Here is a 17,035-nt window from a genome sequence, read left to right as displayed (position 1 = left end):
CCATTTTAGGTAGATACCCTGTAGGTATCCCAAATGAGGATAAATGTGCTACCTACTAGCACTACTAAATTAGCGTGCTATTAGAAAGAAAGGATAGTGAATCATTATGGTGACAGTATTTATATGTGATGACGATCAGGAAGCACTTGATAGATACGCCCGGTTGATTAACATAATATCGAAGAAAAATAAGATAGCGGTCTCAATTTCATCTTTCAACAGCGGAGAAGGATTGCTGTTTCATCTTTCCGATTCCCCGGATCAGGCAGATATCATTTATCTCGACGTTCTGATGGGCAAGCTTAATGGGATGGACACCGCAAAGAAGCTCAGGGAAATCGAATGCAAGTCTGAAATTATTTTTCTTACTACCAGCGAGGACTACGTTTACGATGCATTTGACACCGCGCCTGTTCAATATCTTTTAAAAACAGCAACCTCTACAGAAAAATTTGAACAAGTATTTCTCCGGGCTGTGGCGTTGGTTCAAAAAAAAGCGACGGACATGTTTATCATTGAATCGGGCAATATTCAAAAAGTAATCCCGACCAAGGATATTTCATATTTAGAAATTTGGAAACGTGTCGTCACGATCCATTACAATGAAACGGAGACAGTCGATTTCTATTCAACAATGGAAGAACTAGAGAGCCGGTTGCTGGACAAAGGGTTTGTCCGTATTCACCGCTCGTATATCGTATCCTTGTCCTATATTTCAAAGTTTCAGAAGAATAACCTTTTTCTGAAGACGGGCGAGAACATTCCCATTGGTGTGACTTACATGAAAGAAGTTCGGCAAGCATTCTCCGATTATATCAAGCGTGCCAATATCCATGGCCATTGAAGATAAAGGGGGAGAAAAAGCATGCAACTGTTAGGGTTTGTTTCACTGATTATCTATAATGTTTTTATCCTTTACTATTTCAGAATGATGTTTCCGGAAAAAAGAAGCCATTGGTTTTATTATGCAGGCGCAGTTGTCATCAATATGGGTGTTACCATACCATCCTATTTATTCCTGGATCACCGATTCGCAGTATTTCTCATGATGGGCTCTATGATGCTGACCTTTCAACTGCTATTTCACGGGAATAGGATACAAGTCCTTTATGCGGGCAGTATCTATATATTTTCACTATACAGTAGTAGAGGAATCATATTTTCGATTTATTCGATGGTTCTGCACAGTAGTATCAAAGATGTTCTCCAACATGAACTCTATTATGAAACGATATTCGCGCTTGCTGTGCTCCTTTCCATCCTGACTAGCCTGTTTATCCGTAAGGTGGTCCTTCCGGACGAAAAAGCCAGGCACTTGCTTCATAACAGAGGACAGCTTAGGTTTGTTGTTATTTACCTGATTTTCGAATTGGTATTCTTGATGTTGATAAACGATGGGCGATATCACGATGAGATCAGCCAGTCCTGGCTTTCTTCCTTATATTTGGGAGCTTGCGTCATCGGTAAATTGTGGCTGATGTTTGTTTTCAATCATACATCCAAGGCAACTGAATCGCTTGAGTATGAGCTGCATACCCGTAAATTACAGGAGCAGCTGTCCCGTCAAATGCGGCACTATCAGTCTTATCAAAAGTATACGGAGAGCTTTCGAGTATTCCGGCACGATTATGTGAAGCTGATGACTTCAGTCAAAATCCTGATGCGCAATCAGGATTTTGAAAAGGCCGCAAGAATGCTGGACGAAATTCATGATACCATGCAGCGTGATGTACTGGTTCATAAAACTTATTCCGACAATATTATTTTGGACGCTATATTGCAGGATGAAGCCAACAGTTGTGAAGAAAAAGGCATCCGCTTTTCGGCGGTCACACATCTCCCTGAAAACATCATGAAAGAGTTGGATATTGTCCGTGTTTTCTCAAACATAATTGACAATGCCATCGACGCCTGTAATAAGCTATCCGGCCCGGATCGGTACATTGAGATTACCAGCGATGCAAACGAGGATTGGATAACCATTGAGGTTTCCAATTCGTTTAACGGTGATCTTAACATGGTGAACGACATGCCGGAAACTACCAAGGAAGACAAGGATTTTCATGGCCTTGGTTTACGGATCGTAACTGAGACGATTGAAGGTCTCGGTGGCCTGGTATTCATTGAGCCAGACCAGGTAAAGAAAATCTTCCGGATAAGGCTCTGTATCCCTAAAGCTTCATCGTAGCGTCACCATGTTCAGGACACGAAATAAGAAATTGCAGACCAATTGGACATGGAGAAAAAACGCCGTTCCTTCCAGGATGTTTCCATGACCTAGTAAGGATGTGGTGAACAAGAGTGGCATACGCGCTAAAGAATCTTACATATTGCTCTTAACGGCGAAACCGTCGAAATAGGATACTCCAAAGGATGTCAACGTGGAAAGATGGACCAGCAACGCCAGGAATCCCATCGCAACACCGTAAAAGCCTACAAATCCAGTCAGAACCATCATTACAAATCTCAGAATAGAGCTGGAGTCATTTTAACTTGGTACCAGAAAGTCGGCCACCGCTGTCATAGCGAGGTGATCACCATGGAAGCGCTGACCAGACTGGCTGCTACGGCCGCATCACCCATAATAAGCGCGCCTACGATGCTGATGGCTGACCGACTGGGTGAGGTAGCCGGATTCCGGCCTCGCGCAAAAATTCAAATGCAAATACCATGATCAGTGCCTCTATTAAAGCCGGAAATGGCGTTCCCTTGCGCGCGTTTGCAATCGTAAACAGTAGCGTAGTAGGGATCCGTTCTTAATGGAATGCGGTCAACGAAATATATGTGGATGGAGCGAACACCGTTATAAAAGATGCAATGAAACGCAATATCCATGTCACGCTGGCGTACAGTGGGCGGGCATAGTAATCTTCGGCAGTCTGGAAGCTTTCGATAAACAGCATCAGCGCAGTTAGCACAAAGGGGGTTCCATCGACCACGATGGCGACCCGCGACCACATCGGGTTTCTCACTGTAGCCTACGGTAGCAAATGGCGAAAAAGGCGCATCCTCGATATATTCCTCAATATAGCCCGACTCCAAAATAGAGTCCACGTCCAGCTGACTCACGCGATCCTTAACTGTCTTTATTACCTTGAGGTCGGTCACACCGCTTAAGTACATCAGGCACACATCGGTCTGGGTCTTGCGGTCAACAGTCATGTGGTCTACACGTAGCTGCTCACTGCGGATTTTTCGCCAGATGAGTGATGTGTTTGTGCGCAGGTTTTCGGTAAATCCCTCGCGCTGGCCCCGCACCACAGTTTCAGACTGGGGTGCGGAAACAGTGCGTTTTTCCAGCCCTTGGTGCTGACTACAAGCGCAGAGGTACATCCGTCAATAAGGATCGCTGTGTCACCAGACAGGTAGCTCGCGGTGAGAGTAGTCAGCGACTGGACAGTTCGGATATCACCGGAGCATAGGACCTCCGTTGGAGTGCCTCCAGCAATTCCTGTCTAGCCAGAGGCTGTTTATTCTCCGGCTGTCAGCTCATCACCGGGCGCAGAATAGCATTGGTTAAAGTCGGGTTGTCAACCAGGTCATCTATAAACACCAGCGCTCCCGAAAAGGAGTTGTTTGTCCCGAACCGGAATGGGTGCATCTTTAAATCGTTGCTGTCGCCCAACATGATTTTCAATCTATCCAGGTTATCCTGGAGCTTTTCTTTTATTTTGCTTTCCTGTTCATCGCTGTTTTTCGATGGCTCATCACCCTTTGAGTGTACGGAATTGCTTAAGTATCGCATTTTTCGCTTAAAAAATCCAAAAACAATCGAGGTCATATCCTTTCAATGGAGATTTCCTTTTATATAATTATTGGCATAATTTTCTTCTTTTATATGTAAAAGTCGTTCAATCCCAACCTTAATTGGGAACAAAAAAATACCAGTTGGGTACAAAGGAACCAAAGGAACGGTATCCAGGTAAGCGAATGTTCAGTTTTGGTTTTTCCTAAGAATAAAAAGAGCATGTTGCAGTCAAGCGGCACTCTCTTTATTTGGGGCAAAAAGCCTTGATGCTTTATCAAATTCGGCGGCCAGGCTGCCATTCCTCTGGTTGGAGGATTAGGCCCTCTTGCTTTGCGTCCCGGTGTTTCCGCCGGTTTTCTAGTATCGTGATAAGTCACTTTTCTGTCTTTCAGTAAACTATGATGCTGTACATTAACCATCATGAGGTTTACCTTTTGCTTTTTTCTGCTTTTTTTGGTTTTTGCATTGATACATCTTTTTGTCAGCCAAGTCCAGCAGGTCGGCAACCCTATAGGCAGGTCTTGGATTATTAGAAAAAGGAGTTACTCCATGACTGAAGGACAACGTGTAGGGCTTGGGATTTTTACGATCTAGATTGTTCAGTTTCTCGTACATCCTTGTAATAATTGTTTTTGCGACCTCTTCCGTACAGTCCCTAAAAATAATCAAGAATTCATCACCACCATACCTGCAGACCATATCCGAACCGCGGATGGAAGAGAGAAGCACCTTTGCAATACTCTTGATCGTATAGTCCCCCTCACTGTGACCGTAATTGTCGTTTATGGTTTTCAAGCCATCAATATCAATAAAAGCAATACAGTAAGTTTTCGAAGGGTCTGAACGGGCCAGTATCTTTTCAAGCTCTCGCAGTCCGGATTTACGGTTATAGGTACCAGTCATCTCATCCACCGTGGCCGACATCTTTAATTGATGTTCGTTGGTTTTCCATTCGCTAATGTCTTCAATCGTATTGAAGTAAAATGATTGCCCAGTAGGGAGTAAAAAGCAGTTGGATGTGACCCAGTACCATGTGTTGTTGCGTTCCTCATAAACCTCTCGGGAAACCGGAAATGTATTTTCTTCTTTGCTTATCGTAATGTTCTTTGCGATAAGCCCCAGTGTATTGCTTTCCGTTTGCTCTGAGATATAGTCTATATCACCAAATAGTTCCTTTGCCGAATGGTTAGCGTAAACTACATGTCCGCTGCCATCTACCTCCAATACTAAGACATGGAGTAAATCAAGTGTCTTTAAAATCTGATGATAACGCCAACTGTTAAAGGGTATGGGTATATTCGAATTGCCGATGCTGCCTGCCTCCCGCGTGGAGGCCGCCACCACCTGATCGACCAACTCGTTAAACATATCAAATAGTTCGCCGGGCCCTTCCAGTTTGCCGACAACATATCCTGACCGCAGTTGACGTAAGCTCCATATAAATGTAGACAGTTGAGAGTGGAGCTGTTTTAGTGGGCTGGCCATATAGTTATGCCGGGGAGGGATGGGACCATCCAACTTACCCTGCGAGAGGTCCAGTGCCAGACGGTTCATTTCATTCAGGTTCTGTATCAATTGATTAATTTGCGCGGCAAGAGTCTGCAATTCGGGTATGAGAGTATGCACTTCCGTGGCGTTTTTTTGCTGTCCGGATAGTAGTTTCTCCAATACATTTTGCATTTCTTCCAGTGCTCTTTTACTTTCATCGTCCATCCTTGCCCACCTCCTCTCCAAAATTATTTTTATAAAACATCTATAACATCAAACCTACTTAGACGTTGCGTAGAATCGGCATATTCTGTCACCAGTTGCCCAGCAGTCGATCTCTCTGACCGTAAAAGGATGCCCGCTGTATACTTCCAGAATTCCCGCAATAAATCCCTCATCATAATCACACACAGTTTGACCGGTAATGGGCAGGCCCGAACAATCCAGATCCTCCGCAACCGTCAAGGTAAAGAATAGCGAATCCAAATCGGCTTTTTCAACTCGAAGATAGCCGATTTTTAGCTCCTTGAGCTTATTGGTCAGGTTGGCAATAAAGAAATCAAAGTCACCGGAAAGATCCAGTACATTTTTTGCGAACTCTTTACCGGCTAAGTATCCGACTGCCCGAAGCAGGTTGCTGGCAGTTTCCTCGTCATATTCACGAGTCAGGATATCCCTTAACGAATATTGAAACAGGCGGTAAACCAGCATCGGCATGTCCGGGCCCATAGTCTCCCTACCAGCGCCAATATCTCCGAGCCCCTCCCACGTGAACTTGGATGGTTTGTTTGTATATTGCATTATGTTGCCCTCCTTTAGCTATTGAAATAAATTGAGCGCATATTCTTGCCCTCGCGTGTACAAGTATAAAGTGGCTAAAGGATGCTGTGTTCTGTTATGCGCTTAATTTGCCTTTTTTTGTTCCGAATTAGTGAAGTGGCACTACTGATATTACCGAAACAGCCTGATTGCTACCATACGGAACAATGAAGTGACCATGTTCCGGTGTGATGACGCCGGAAACCTGATTCAGGACGGTTCACTGTTGTTATTACCGTATAAAGCGGCGTGGACCAGGAGAAATTGGGTACATAAAAAGCCTCATTGGAACAAGATTGCAGCGGCATTCTTATAGGCTGATATATTATCTATTGTTTGAATCAAGAGGTGTTTTTCAAGAATACAGATACTACTAATAATTATTTACTTTTGGAGGAACTGAAAATGAAAAAAAGTCTGATTGCTATATTGTTAGCATGTCTGCTGTTCACAATTTTCGTTGCACCTGTACAGGCGGCGGAATCAGTAAAATATGGTCGATATCCCAACGCTGAATCAAAAATGTTTGTGACGGATGGCGACTACTTTTATTACATGATGTTTTCCACTGAAAAAACACCATATAGTCTTGTGAAACAGGCGAAAGTGGTAGTGCGAGAATGGTGTTTATGGTAATACATACTTCTGGTGACTATCAAATCCAAAATCTTAATCTTATGGATGGTTGGATTTATTTCAGCAAACAGGCTGATGTGTATCGGATTCGTACCGACGGTACAAACCTTAGCTACCTCTACACAGCAAGAACCGCTACCAGCAGCGACTATTCAGTCACCATCTGGGACATCCTGACAGTGGACGATAAGCTCTATGTGCTATATAGCGATTCAACCGTAAGGCCAGGGAACAAACTAATATCCATGAACCTTGACGGCGGTAGTCCTCAAGTTACATATGAGTCACTTTCCAGCTTGGACGCTGCGATGACAATCTACGACGGACAAATCTTCCTATTGACTCAAGATGCACTTTCTGTTAGTTGCTATGACATTGAGGAAAACGCTATAAATACTTTTGTTTTGAAAAATGCTCGTATGAGAGCTGGCAACTATTATTTGCAGGTATCTTCCGAGGGATGTTTGTACTTTTACTCTGCTCCGGCTGATTATGGTGATACTTCCTCAGCTGCATACACAGCTTCAACCCGGATGGCTCTGATGTGCGTCAGGGGAATGTTTATAGTCGTTACATCATAGTAGATAATACCATCTTCTACTACGAGCGTTCGGATGGAAATATTTACAGCACCCTTTTAAATGGGAACAGTACTCCAGTTAAGGTTACCGACTCCAAAATAAAAGGATTTTTTACCTACCATAACGGCTATCTCTATACATACAACTTTGTCCAGAACACCTACGCCAATAATCTGGAACTTAAAGATGCAAAATTTTTAAGCCCCAAGGATTTAAAGACATTGGTAGACTCTTTTTTCTGGGGATTGGGCAGCAACGGATACCGCCTTTCCTATATCAATGTTTTTGACCGCTATGACAATTTTTTAGATCAGTTGGACACATATAAATTCCAGCTTCTTTCCCCTTACCTGATGGTGAGTTATCCATGAAGCGACGTTTCCCTTTATTCTGTTTACTCTTTGTCGTAGGACTGTTATTGCTGTGCGGCCGCTGTGGCAGGCATTCGGGGAGCTCACCGGAAGACTGAAGATCAGAGACCTTAAAGCCAAAGAATACTACTGGACGAGAAAGACCGGCAATCCTGACTGCATGGGAAACCTACTGGAGCAATGAAACAGCCCTTGAAGAAACCTATCTACTTCAGGATGTTTTACAAGGAGTGGTTCACTTTGCAACATATTTTGATGCCCAGAATGAGCTGATGATCCCAGAGGAAATAACCCGTATCTATCGTGAATTAAAAGCTGAAAATCCGGGTATGAAACACTACCTGTCCATAGTGAATGATAAAATCAATGTGGACGGAAGCCCCTCTCTAAAGGATACAAAAGTGTTGTACGATTTGTTCTCACAGGAAGAAGTAATGAGTAGACACATCGATTCCATTCTGATGCTGGCCGAGCGCGACGGTTTCGATGGGATTGAAATAGACTACGAGGCAATCAAAAAAGATAAGAAGTTATGGGAGATGTATACTGATTTTTGTGAGAACCTGACAATATCCGACGACGAAAACCGATTCCAGCCTCTTATTGGGAACAATAAAATGCTAATTCAATACAAGCGATATCTATAAAAGCAAAAATATAGGTAAAATCTGTCGTATATTCATGAAATCGAGTGGCATAAAACTTCCACTAAGCATAGGAGGAAAATCGAAATGGTGAAACCAAAGAATATCAAGCTGCAAATGAGAGGAAAGCTGGCCCTGTTCACAGGCATGTTGTTGATTGTGACAATCCTGTTATTATAGGCAATCTCATATGTCAATCTGACCAAGGCTTATGAACGGTCCGTCAAAGCCACGGAACAGGGCTACGACAATAGAATCAAGTCTGCTCTAGAAAGTATGGTCGGAGTGCTTGACGTAAGTTACCAAAGATTCTTAAGGGGCGAAATTACTAACAATAGGCGTTGGAATCTGCGAAAGACATCGTGCGTGACACACGCTATGGCAGCGACGGCATCTTTTTTTATCGTCCCGTCTGCTCTGGGTTCTCAAGCTTATTGGGAAAAAAATGATAATTAGATACAAAGCAGCGAGCAAATAAATCTGCATTTGTTATATTACGGGATATCAATTTCTTAAATAATGGAAGTTGATACATACATAACTTCAAGAAATAAAGCGAATATGAGGATGGATATGATTTATGTTTGTATTTGTGAAAACAATAAAATGACTTCCCGAAAATACAGAGAGCTACTGATAAATGTTTCGCGAAAACATAATATTCAAATCGATATTCAGTGCTTTCAAAGTGGAGAAGCACTTTTAGATGCCGTAAAAAAGTTTATGGCAGATATTATTTATATGGATGTTCATTTGGAAGGAATGAACGGAATCGAAACTGCCCGGCAACTTCAGTTATACGGTTATCAAACCTCCCTTATATTCCTGACCAATAGCAAAAAACATGTATATGAAGCATTTGAGGTCAGGCCCGTCAAGTATTTGATCAAAGGGAAAACAACTCAGGAGGAGTTTGAAAGGGTATTTGTAAGAGCAGTGGAGCTTTCCATGCAAAAAAGAAAGGAGTTACTCCTTTGCAACGTTTGCGATAGCAATATAGCCGTACCTAAAATAGATATTGCCTATATTAAAGTTTCAAAGCGCCTTATTACCGTACATTACAAAGACACAGAAACCCGATTTAACGGTAATCTGGAAAAGTTGGCAAATCAATTACAGGACCATAGTTTTTTAAGGATACACCGCTCCTATATCGTGAACTTATTGCATATTACCACCTTTTGTTCGCACCACGTTGTTTTGCAAAACGGAAAAGAGCTTCCCGTGGGTATTACCTATGCCAATGGGGTTAAAAAAGCTTTTTTGAATCTATATCAAAAGAACTGATATCCGAATTTTATTTCTGAAATATTCATCAATCAGTCCCATAGCCTTTTTATAAAGATTCGTTCTTTCATCTGTCATAGTTATGAGGATTCCTGAAACGCGAATGGAAGGATTAAACTTCTTCTGTATTTTTAGAATAATATTCAACAGTGCAGCAAGTCCGTTTGCTGACCAGGGTTGCGGATTTACCGGTATAATAACGCTGTCGCACGCAGCGAGGGCGTTGATAGTCAACAGTCCCAGGGATGGCTTCGTGTCGATAATGATGTAGTCGTATTTCTGTCTTAGCGGCTTCACCATGCAGAACATACTCGCTTTGGTCGGGTAAGGGCTTTTCATCCATAATCATAGTCAAGATATCATGCAGCGACCATTTGAGCTCGTCGGGATTTTCAACTCCGAAAGCTGTAGTTAGATTGGTTTGAGGATCATTATCCACTAATAAAACTTTTTTGCCCTTTTCTGCGAGGGAAATTCCAAGGTTATATGTTGTTGTTTTTCCAGTGCCATCTTTCTGATTGGCCATAGCTATAATTCTGCAATCATTCACAAAAACGCCTCCTTCAATAATGGTTCATTTTGGGGGACAGTTGAGCTATCCTTAGACCTCATGAACCGTTTTTACGATGTAAAACTACTTGTTTGTGGCGATTTGTGTGATGGTGGAACTTTTTTATTTTCACGGAACCCAGTGTTTATGCGGATTCCCGTGGTTGTGTATATTACTGTAAGGCCACCGCCTCCCTTGATCCTGAAAATGAGGTTGAGGTGCAAAGGGCTATCAGTGAGTTAATTGCAGGAAGAACAGTTATTGTAATTGCCCATCGCCTGAAAACCATTCAGGGTGCGGACCAGATCGTTGTGCTGGAAGATGGCAGGGTTGTTGAGCGGGGCAGCCATGACCAGCTCAGCAGCAAAAACGGCCTTTATAAAAAGTTATGGACGATCCAGGCTGAATCAAGTGGTTGGGAGTTATAACCACGATCCTAAGAGGTCATTGCCAGATGGTCAGGGGAGATATGACGTGATCAATGGCCAGCGTTAATCCAGGTTCCGCTAATTAAGCTCGTCGGCTTTTTTTAGAATTGATAATTCTAGTGGAGCTATTCCATTTGTCTCGCCATGGTGATTTTTAATGAGGTAAATAATAGCAGGATCGAGATTGAATTCCTGGGCCAGCCTTGCTCCCCTTTGGGCGTGTTCTAAATGAGCTGAGAGAGCCTGGGCAAAGCGTCCCCGCTGATTTATTTGTTTAAGTAAGTCAGCGGGCTTTTTTGCTGTTAAAGTTCCCAGCAGGACAATAAGCACTCGATCAATTGTGCGAATCATATTGGCGGGTTTGCCGATATCATGGAGCAAGGCAGCCTTAACAAGGAGTCTCTGATTGATAGAATGATCATTAGCAGGCAATAAAAAAAGGCAAGTTTTTGCCACCCTAACACAATGGGTTTGAGTGGGTCTATCCATCCGCAAGAACAATATCCTTTCCTTTTCATCCAGATATTCCTGAACAAATTTAATATCATCCGGTCTCATACGACTAAAAAGTGCAAACCAAAATTGTTTTACCCGGTTAATCATGTCATCACCATACTATTATTTGCAGGATTTTAGTACTTAGTAAAAGAAAGTAGTTATATCATTAGTAAATATAATGTTTTATGTAGAATAAAGCAATGTAAAATGCGGAGTTTGTAAGGTTTTATTAAATTACTCGGGTGATTCAATAAAGAAAGGGGTGGGGTTGTGGAGGCAACAAAACTTTACCTAGTACGTCACGGGGAGACAGAGTGGAACGCCGGGGGTAGATTTCAGGGACATTCGGATGTACCTTTATCAAATTTTGGCAGGCAACAGGCAGAAAGACTGGCTTTGAGTTTAAAACAGACAAAAATTGATGCCTTTTATAGTAGTGATCTATCCAGAGCCATGGAGACCGCTCAAATAATCGTCAAAGAACACGGTACTCAGGTAAATTACCTACCAGACTTACGTGAAATAAACTTTGGTGTCTGGGAAGGTCTTACCTATGATCAAATTTCACAGAACTATGGAAATCTAAGTGTTCAATGGCGATCCAACCCACTTGATACTCAGATCCCCCATGGCGAAAAATTACAGGATTTAGCTGAGCGATGCCAAAGGGCGATAAATGGAATAATAAATCAACATGCCGGAGAAAATGTTCTGGTGGCGTCCCATGGTGGGGTCATAAGGGTCATTGTAGCCAATGCCCTGGGTTTTGACTTGAACCATTTCTGGAAATTACGTTTGGATAATGTGTCTTTGACCGTTCTTGAATATTATGGCCAACAAAAGGCAATTTTGGAGTTATTCAATGACACCTGTCATTTAAAATAAGCACTCCCTTAATCCCGTTTTTGTTTTTCTGATTTCTTGGGATAATCGACTTCCTACCGAGAAAGACTACCTGTAGTATCGGTAGGGAGGGAATAGATATGGAAGAATCGATCAGATCAAGGGTTCCTTGGAGTACTGAACCAAGCCTGGAGACGAAGGCCAATGAAGTCGGTGTAAATTTTGATACTCTTATTGAAGGAATTAAGAACAATAGAAGCGATGAAGAAATGGCAGAAGAATTTGGCGTAACTCCAAAATGTATCGGTCATTTAAAGGATCATTTTTGGACCCATGGAATAGGCTCTATTATGGGGCAAGACTGATTAGCCATTAGCTATTAGCCATTAGCACGATTGCTAACAGCTAATGGCAAAAGCTAATTTTTTTTATGCCTAACCAGTTGCATATAACGGAAGGTTTTCCATTGTTCATAAATATATGCTAGAAGCATAATTCTTCCTGTGATATAATATACGAATACAATTTTTTTGAAGTTTTGCGAAGAAGGGAGCGACACATTTTGTATCCAGATAAGTTTGCAAAAGTAGGATTAACCTTTGACGATGTACTATTAATTCCTGGTTCCTCGGAAGTATTACCCAGGGAAGTGAATACATCTACTTACCTGACCCAAGATATAAAACTTAATGTACCTATTATGAGTGCAGGTATGGATACTGTAACGGAATCAAGAATGGCAATTGCTATGGCCCGTGAGGGTGGCATTGGTGTAATACACAAAAATATGTCCATCGCACGCCAGGCCTTAGAGGTTGACCGGGTTAAGAGATCAGAGCATGGTATTATTACGGACCCTATCTTTTTATCCCCAGACAGCCCGATTAGTGAAGCCCATGAATTAATGGAAAGATATCATATTTCAGGTGTACCCATTACTGTGGAAGGTAAATTAGTAGGAATCCTCACCAACCGAGACCTGCGTTTTGAAACCAATCATGATCGAAAATGTGGCGAGGTAATGACAAAGGATAGACTCATTACTGCCTGTGAAGGGACAAGTCTTGAAGAAGCAAAACAAATATTAATGAAACATAAGGTAGAAAAGCTGCCGATTGTGGATGAACACAATAATCTAAGGGGCTTAATAACCATTAAGGATATCCAAAAGGCAAAGGAATACCCAAATTCCGCAAAGGATCACCGTGGTCGCCTAAGGGTAGCAGCGGCAGTGGGAGTTGCCTCTGACACCATGGAAAGGATACAAGCCCTGGTTAAGGCTAAAGCAGATGTTATTGTGGTGGATACTGCCCATGGCCATTCACATTTGGTTGTTAAGACCGTTGAAAAGATACGTTTAGAATATCCTAATCTAAATATCATTGCCGGCAATGTGGCCACGGCAGAAGCAACCAGAGATCTGATTGCCGCCGGTGCCAATGCCATCAAGGTTGGCATTGGTCCTGGTTCCATTTGCACCACTCGGGTGGTTGCAGGGGTTGGCGTGCCACAGATAACGGCAGTTTACGATTGTGCCCAAGAAGCCAGTAAGCATGGGGTCCCTGTCATCGCAGATGGTGGTATTAAATACTCCGGTGACATTGTTAAGGCTCTTGCTGCCGGGGGCAGTGTAGTCATGTTAGGAAGTATCTTAGCTGGCACAGAGGAAAGCCCCGGTGAGAAAGAGATCTACCAGGGCCGCAGCTACAAAGTGTATCGTGGCATGGGATCATTGGGAGCCATGAAACAAGGCAGTGGTGACCGATATTTTCAAGAGCAAGCTAAGAAAATGGTGCCTGAAGGTGTTGAAGGCCGGGTGCCCTACAAGGGGGTTCTTTCTGACACGGTATTCCAATTGGTCGGCGGCTTAAAGGCTGGTATGGGTTACACAGGCTGTCATACCATAGAGGAGCTTAAAACAAATGCTAAATTTATCCGCATAACACCGGCTGGTTTAAAGGAAAGCCATCCCCATGGAGTTAATATAACCAAGGAATCACCGAACTATAGTCTATAAAAAAAGACAAGAGTGTCGCAAAGCTACTTTCTAGTAGCAGGCGGCACTCTTTTTTTGTTGGCAAAATTTCTTAAATCATGTAGTTAACCACCGGAATATGTAGGAAAAATTTTACAATTAATAGCAGGGAACTTGGAGTGGAAAGTGAATAATAAAGTAATAAAAGGAATATAATACCAATTTTACCATTAATAAAATAGTACAGGAAGGTGAGGAGACCTGTGACAACAAAGCTTAACTCTCTGACGGATGTATTAAAAAAGACTCTTTTCTTTTTTGATGGTTTATCCGTAGAAGAAATAGCACCTTACGTACAGAAAAAAATGCTTCAGGACTATTCAATGGATAAGGTTGTTGAGAGGATTGGTTTATGCTTAAAACAACATGCTTGCTTTAGTCAAGGTGAAAATGGCAAATGGCGATTACTGCTTCAGGGTTACTCTGAAAACGATCATTTTTATGCCTTTTTGATCAAAAGACAGCAGCCCATTGGCTTACGTCAGGTTGTTACCAACACAGTGGCACGGAAAAAGCGTATGAGGAAATTAGCCGAAGAAGCCGCTCTAATGCCGGATGGACGTTTTGTTCAGCTGGAAAATGGTAGTTGGGGTTTAACCGAGTGGAATGTTGAAGCGGAGCAATACTCATTGAAACACCTGGTAATTAAGGCTCTAAAAATGCATGAAGGTGGTTTATCGGCGCAACAACTATTTGAATGTGTAAATGAATGGCGCCCCACAAGTAAATCGGCTGTCCAGCAAGTCTTAAAAAAGTTCCCCTATTTTGAACGAAGCTATGATGTGTGGAGTTATAATCAACAAATTCATTCCTTATATGATCATTTAGTAAAGAGATACATTAATATTCTAGAAAAACAAAAGGAACAATGGCAAAAGGATCGGGCAAAACTATTAATGAAAAATGAAAGATTTCAGTTCCAATTAAATGAAATAGGTGCTGCCCAAAGGGAGGCAGCCGCAGCTTTGGCCCAAAGGTCTTCAATGGTGGAACAGTACAACCACTTATCCAGTCAATTATCCGAAAAGGATCTATTACTAAACATACGTAAAAAAGAAATATTAAGGTATCGCCATGAACTGGAGAGGACAGATAATAAGGCCAATAGTATTCTTTACCAATGTAGGTTATGGGTCCGCAAATGTCAAGAAAAAGAGCAGGAAAATATAAAGCTAAAGGAAATATCTGAAAAGACTCAATCCAGCCTGGAGGGTTTATTTGCTAAACTGCAACAGTATAAGGAGAGGGATCGGGAAAACAAAGCCCGCCTTGCTGAGCTAAAGGAACGCTATAGCACGAGAGTAGCCGAATTACAGACGGAAATTGTTGATCTCAAACAAAAGATGGAAAAATATCAACATTCATCGGATGTTGAAGAACGTAAGCTATTACAGGATATTAACACCTTAAGCAACGATTTAAAGGATGCCTTGGAAGGAGGGGAAGATTTACAAAAATCCCTAAGATTAACGCAACAGGAACTCAGTAGAATTAAATCTGAAAAAACAAAGTTAGAGGAATCCTTAAATCGGCCCTTAGTACGTATAGCCAAGAAAATTAGCAGTATATTTGGTTTGTAGTTAGTAGCCCTCAGCCCAAAACCGTAAAGCTAAAGGCTAATTTAGGGAGGTAAAAAGCCCCTCGCAGGGAATAATGTTAGGTATGATGCTAACACGAGGGGGAGAATCATTTGAAAGAGTTAGAGGAGAAGACACTTTCCACAAAGCTTGTTTACCAGGGGAAAATACTTAACCTGCGAGTGGATCAAATAACGTTGCCAAATGGTAAAGAAGGAGCTAGGGAAGTGGTGGAATTTTCCCAGGCGGTGGCTGTGGTTGCTTTAAAGGATAATAAGGATGTTTTATTTGTATCCCAATATCGCTACCCGGTGGGGGAAGTGCTTATTGAAATACCAGCAGGTAAATTAGATCGGGAAGAAAGCCCAGAACAATGTGCTCGGCGGGAATTACAGGAGGAAACTGGTTATACCGCTAGACATATGGAAAAGATTTGTGAGTTTTATACCACGCCGGGTTTTTCGAACGAGCTCATGCATATATTTTTTGCCACTGGGCTGACAGAGGGAGAACAGAGTCCAGATGAGGATGAGTTTGTCAAGGTATCAGAAGTTCCCTATGCCGAAGCGGTTAAGATGATCCATGATGGTAAATTAAGGGATGGTAAAACGATCGCTGGTCTTCTAGCTGTAAACGGCAAAGTGTGACTACACGAACTGCCATTACCATCAATCCCCTGTCATTCTGAGCGGTAGCAAAGGATCAATACATACCCTTTCGCTCAGGGCGACATGACTGGTTTTAGAAAGTGATCAAGGGATTGTTTCTAAAACTTTAGTTAAGAAGTAAAAATAAAAAGGGAGTGGTTGCTTAGCTGCTAAAAAAGCAGTTTGGCAACACTCCCTTGTTTATTATGCAATTCTACCAGCCGGCCGGCTACTATTATAGCATTCTACGATGATTTGGTTATCCTGTGCCAGGTAAGCAATTTCTGGGTAATCAGCAGATCGGGCATCCGAGGGGGAACAGGCAATGGAAGTGCTAATCCTTAGTTGAGCAGGACATAACCGATGAGCAATAACCCGCGCAGAGTTGTTGCCGTTGGCTCCGGCATGGACAACCCCACGGCAAGCACCAATTACTAATACATTGCCATAGGCCACAATCTCTGCCCCGGCATGTACATCACCTAAAACAACCACATTGCCGGGATAATTTATTTGCTGGCCTGAGCGTAGACTTCTTTTTACCAACAGTGTATCGCCACTTACGGTATCGGAAGCTTTCACTTGACTAACTTGGGACGGATCAATGGCTTTTTCTTGTAGGCTTGCAGGAGTACTATTTATTTTAGCTTTAATATCCGGTTGATGGATTAGACCATATTGTTGACAGATTTCCCCTAGTATCCTGGTTTGATCATTATCCTCCTGGGAAAAGGCAAATTTAGCCCCTTTAAAAAAACCCCTGGCTGCTTCCATCTTCTTATATAAAGTATGTTTAATTTCTTCAAAATCACTGTTGGGGTTTACTAAAATCAACAGTCCATGTCTTGTTCCTTTAATATTGACCACTTCATTCATAAAAGTC

Annotated in this window: 20 protein-coding genes, 3 pseudogenes and 1 riboswitch; of the genes and pseudogenes, 13 read left to right on the top strand and 10 right to left on the bottom strand. The window is 42.3% G+C overall.

Going from position 1 to position 17,035, the window contains the following annotated elements:
• The first annotated feature begins 106 nt into the window (after positions 1 to 106).
• Together AC1U9Z_RS03435 and AC1U9Z_RS03430 are read left to right on the top strand one after the other, a co-directional pair.
• Complete coding sequence (locus tag AC1U9Z_RS03435) at positions 107 to 844, top strand: LytR/AlgR family response regulator transcription factor (protein ID WP_333532185.1); 738 nt, start codon at positions 107 to 109, stop codon at positions 842 to 844.
• Between the two features lie 21 nt (positions 845 to 865).
• Positions 866 to 2,188 carry a sensor histidine kinase gene (locus AC1U9Z_RS03430; RefSeq protein WP_479955718.1) on the top strand — a complete coding sequence of 441 codons (1,323 nt, stop codon included), beginning with the start codon at positions 866 to 868 and terminating at the stop codon, positions 2,186 to 2,188.
• Positions 2,189 to 2,323: 135 nt separating this feature from the next.
• Here AC1U9Z_RS03430 and AC1U9Z_RS03425 read toward each other — a convergent pair whose 3' ends face one another.
• The 6 genes and pseudogenes from AC1U9Z_RS03425 to AC1U9Z_RS03400 all read right to left on the bottom strand — a co-directional run bounded on the left by AC1U9Z_RS03425 (position 2,324) and on the right by AC1U9Z_RS03400 (position 6,037).
• Positions 2,324 to 2,470, bottom strand: a complete 147-nt coding sequence (locus AC1U9Z_RS03425) for a spore germination protein (RefSeq protein WP_479955805.1) — start codon at positions 2,468 to 2,470, stop codon at positions 2,324 to 2,326.
• Positions 2,471 to 2,520: 50 nt separating this feature from the next.
• Positions 2,521 to 2,726, bottom strand: a pseudogene (locus AC1U9Z_RS03420) (spore germination protein).
• On the bottom strand, positions 2,656 to 3,333 hold the full coding sequence (locus AC1U9Z_RS03415; protein WP_479955717.1) for a spore germination protein: 678 nt from the start codon (positions 3,331 to 3,333) through the stop codon (positions 2,656 to 2,658). Before AC1U9Z_RS03415 ends, AC1U9Z_RS03420 begins: the two are co-directional and overlap by 71 nt.
• Before the next feature lie 151 nt (positions 3,334 to 3,484).
• Positions 3,485 to 3,745: a hypothetical protein gene (locus tag AC1U9Z_RS03410; RefSeq protein WP_479955716.1), complete on the bottom strand. Its 261-nt coding sequence runs from the start codon at positions 3,743 to 3,745 to the stop codon at positions 3,485 to 3,487.
• Positions 3,746 to 4,027: 282 nt separating this feature from the next.
• Positions 4,028 to 4,117: riboswitch (cyclic di-GMP riboswitch) on the bottom strand.
• A gap of 42 nt (positions 4,118 to 4,159) precedes the next feature.
• Positions 4,160 to 5,461, bottom strand: coding sequence for a sensor domain-containing diguanylate cyclase (locus AC1U9Z_RS03405; protein ID WP_479955715.1), 1,302 nt, complete (start codon positions 5,459 to 5,461; stop codon positions 4,160 to 4,162).
• 54 nt (positions 5,462 to 5,515) lie between these two features.
• Positions 5,516 to 6,037: a V4R domain-containing protein gene (locus AC1U9Z_RS03400; RefSeq protein ID WP_479955714.1), complete on the bottom strand. Its 522-nt coding sequence runs from the start codon at positions 6,035 to 6,037 to the stop codon at positions 5,516 to 5,518.
• Between the two features lie 423 nt (positions 6,038 to 6,460).
• Between AC1U9Z_RS03400 and AC1U9Z_RS03395 the strand changes: the two genes are divergently transcribed.
• The 5 genes from AC1U9Z_RS03395 to AC1U9Z_RS03375 all read left to right on the top strand — a co-directional run bounded on the left by AC1U9Z_RS03395 (position 6,461) and on the right by AC1U9Z_RS03375 (position 9,574).
• Entirely contained in the window at positions 6,461 to 6,691 is a 231-nt protein-coding gene (locus AC1U9Z_RS03395) for a hypothetical protein (protein WP_479955713.1), read from the top strand.
• The gene (locus tag AC1U9Z_RS03390; RefSeq protein ID WP_479955712.1) at positions 6,676 to 7,272 is read left to right on the top strand and encodes a hypothetical protein; all 597 of its coding nucleotides are present in this window, start codon (positions 6,676 to 6,678) and stop codon (positions 7,270 to 7,272) included. The genes AC1U9Z_RS03395 and AC1U9Z_RS03390 overlap by 16 nt, the downstream gene beginning before the upstream one ends.
• Positions 7,236 to 7,643, top strand: a complete 408-nt coding sequence (locus AC1U9Z_RS03385) for a hypothetical protein (protein ID WP_479955711.1) — start codon at positions 7,236 to 7,238, stop codon at positions 7,641 to 7,643. Before AC1U9Z_RS03390 ends, AC1U9Z_RS03385 begins: the two co-directional genes overlap by 37 nt.
• A gap of 230 nt (positions 7,644 to 7,873) precedes the next feature.
• Positions 7,874 to 8,290 (top strand): hypothetical protein, encoded by a 417-nt coding sequence (locus tag AC1U9Z_RS03380; RefSeq protein WP_479955710.1) that lies wholly within the window; start codon positions 7,874 to 7,876, stop codon positions 8,288 to 8,290.
• 570 nt (positions 8,291 to 8,860) lie between these two features.
• The gene (locus AC1U9Z_RS03375; RefSeq protein WP_479955709.1) at positions 8,861 to 9,574 is read left to right on the top strand and encodes a LytR/AlgR family response regulator transcription factor; all 714 of its coding nucleotides are present in this window, start codon (positions 8,861 to 8,863) and stop codon (positions 9,572 to 9,574) included.
• Here AC1U9Z_RS03375 and AC1U9Z_RS03370 read toward each other — a convergent pair.
• On the bottom strand, positions 9,557 to 9,874 hold the full coding sequence (locus AC1U9Z_RS03370; protein ID WP_479955708.1) for a ParA family protein: 318 nt from the start codon (positions 9,872 to 9,874) through the stop codon (positions 9,557 to 9,559). The genes AC1U9Z_RS03375 and AC1U9Z_RS03370 overlap by 18 nt on opposite strands.
• 85 nt (positions 9,875 to 9,959) lie before the next feature.
• Positions 9,960 to 10,100 (bottom strand): annotated as a pseudogene (locus AC1U9Z_RS03365) (ParA family protein); the annotation flags it as partial.
• 203 nt (positions 10,101 to 10,303) lie between these two features.
• Here AC1U9Z_RS03365 and AC1U9Z_RS03360 point away from each other — a divergent pair.
• Positions 10,304 to 10,552 (top strand): annotated as a pseudogene (locus tag AC1U9Z_RS03360) (ABC transporter ATP-binding protein); the annotation flags it as partial.
• A 78-nt stretch (positions 10,553 to 10,630) separates the two neighbouring features.
• Here AC1U9Z_RS03360 and AC1U9Z_RS03355 read toward each other — a convergent pair.
• Positions 10,631 to 11,155 carry an HDIG domain-containing metalloprotein gene (locus AC1U9Z_RS03355; protein WP_479955707.1) on the bottom strand — a complete coding sequence of 175 codons (525 nt, stop codon included), beginning with the start codon at positions 11,153 to 11,155 and terminating at the stop codon, positions 10,631 to 10,633.
• 165 nt (positions 11,156 to 11,320) lie between these two features.
• On the opposite strand from AC1U9Z_RS03355, the gene cobC reads away from it, so the two are divergent.
• From cobC to AC1U9Z_RS03330, 5 genes are all read left to right on the top strand, one after another.
• The gene (gene cobC / locus AC1U9Z_RS03350) at positions 11,321 to 11,935 is read left to right on the top strand and encodes an alpha-ribazole phosphatase (protein ID WP_479955706.1); all 615 of its coding nucleotides are present in this window, start codon (positions 11,321 to 11,323) and stop codon (positions 11,933 to 11,935) included.
• Between the two features lie 98 nt (positions 11,936 to 12,033).
• A complete protein-coding gene (locus AC1U9Z_RS03345) occupies positions 12,034 to 12,258 on the top strand; it encodes a helix-turn-helix domain-containing protein (protein WP_333531127.1) in 225 nt (74 codons plus the stop codon).
• A gap of 197 nt (positions 12,259 to 12,455) precedes the next feature.
• Positions 12,456 to 13,910, top strand: a complete 1,455-nt coding sequence (guaB, locus tag AC1U9Z_RS03340; RefSeq protein WP_479955705.1) for an IMP dehydrogenase — start codon at positions 12,456 to 12,458, stop codon at positions 13,908 to 13,910.
• 221 nt (positions 13,911 to 14,131) lie between these two features.
• Complete coding sequence (locus tag AC1U9Z_RS03335; RefSeq protein WP_479955704.1) at positions 14,132 to 15,508, top strand: phage-shock protein; 1,377 nt, start codon at positions 14,132 to 14,134, stop codon at positions 15,506 to 15,508.
• A 110-nt stretch (positions 15,509 to 15,618) separates the two neighbouring features.
• Positions 15,619 to 16,152, top strand: coding sequence for an NUDIX domain-containing protein (locus AC1U9Z_RS03330; protein ID WP_479955703.1), 534 nt, complete (start codon positions 15,619 to 15,621; stop codon positions 16,150 to 16,152).
• Positions 16,153 to 16,356: 204 nt separating this feature from the next.
• Here the strand turns inward: AC1U9Z_RS03330 and minC are convergent, their stop codons facing one another.
• Positions 16,357 to 17,028 (bottom strand): septum site-determining protein MinC, encoded by a 672-nt coding sequence (gene minC / locus AC1U9Z_RS03325; RefSeq protein WP_479955702.1) that lies wholly within the window; start codon positions 17,026 to 17,028, stop codon positions 16,357 to 16,359.
• Positions 17,029 to 17,035 lie beyond the last annotated feature (7 nt).

Source organism: Desulfotomaculum sp. (assembly GCF_982386235.1).
The sequence above is the reverse complement of the archived record's forward strand: the minus strand, read 5'-3'. Positions and strand labels throughout refer to the sequence as shown.

Excerpts from the sequence above, each read along its gene's own strand:
- AC1U9Z_RS03415 (WP_479955717.1), bottom strand. The coding sequence starts at position 3,333 with ATGTACCTCTGCGCTTGTAGTCAGCACCAAGGGCTGGAAAAACGCACT.
- AC1U9Z_RS03390 (WP_479955712.1), top strand. The coding sequence starts at position 6,676 with ATGGTGTTTATGGTAATACATACTTCTGGTGACTATCAAATCCAAAAT.
- AC1U9Z_RS03430 (WP_479955718.1), top strand. The coding sequence starts at position 866 with ATGCAACTGTTAGGGTTTGTTTCACTGATTATCTATAATGTTTTTATC.
- AC1U9Z_RS03400 (WP_479955714.1), bottom strand. The coding sequence starts at position 6,037 with ATGCAATATACAAACAAACCATCCAAGTTCACGTGGGAGGGGCTCGGA.
- AC1U9Z_RS03410 (WP_479955716.1), bottom strand. The coding sequence starts at position 3,745 with ATGCGATACTTAAGCAATTCCGTACACTCAAAGGGTGATGAGCCATCG.
- AC1U9Z_RS03375 (WP_479955709.1), top strand. The coding sequence starts at position 8,861 with ATGATTTATGTTTGTATTTGTGAAAACAATAAAATGACTTCCCGAAAA.
- AC1U9Z_RS03345 (WP_333531127.1), top strand. The coding sequence starts at position 12,034 with ATGGAAGAATCGATCAGATCAAGGGTTCCTTGGAGTACTGAACCAAGC.
- AC1U9Z_RS03435 (WP_333532185.1), top strand. The coding sequence starts at position 107 with ATGGTGACAGTATTTATATGTGATGACGATCAGGAAGCACTTGATAGA.
- minC (WP_479955702.1), bottom strand. The coding sequence starts at position 17,028 with ATGAATGAAGTGGTCAATATTAAAGGAACAAGACATGGACTGTTGATT.
- AC1U9Z_RS03395 (WP_479955713.1), top strand. The coding sequence starts at position 6,461 with ATGAAAAAAAGTCTGATTGCTATATTGTTAGCATGTCTGCTGTTCACA.
- AC1U9Z_RS03370 (WP_479955708.1), bottom strand. The coding sequence starts at position 9,874 with ATGGTGAAGCCGCTAAGACAGAAATACGACTACATCATTATCGACACG.
- AC1U9Z_RS03405 (WP_479955715.1), bottom strand. The coding sequence starts at position 5,461 with ATGGACGATGAAAGTAAAAGAGCACTGGAAGAAATGCAAAATGTATTG.
- AC1U9Z_RS03355 (WP_479955707.1), bottom strand. The coding sequence starts at position 11,155 with ATGATTAACCGGGTAAAACAATTTTGGTTTGCACTTTTTAGTCGTATG.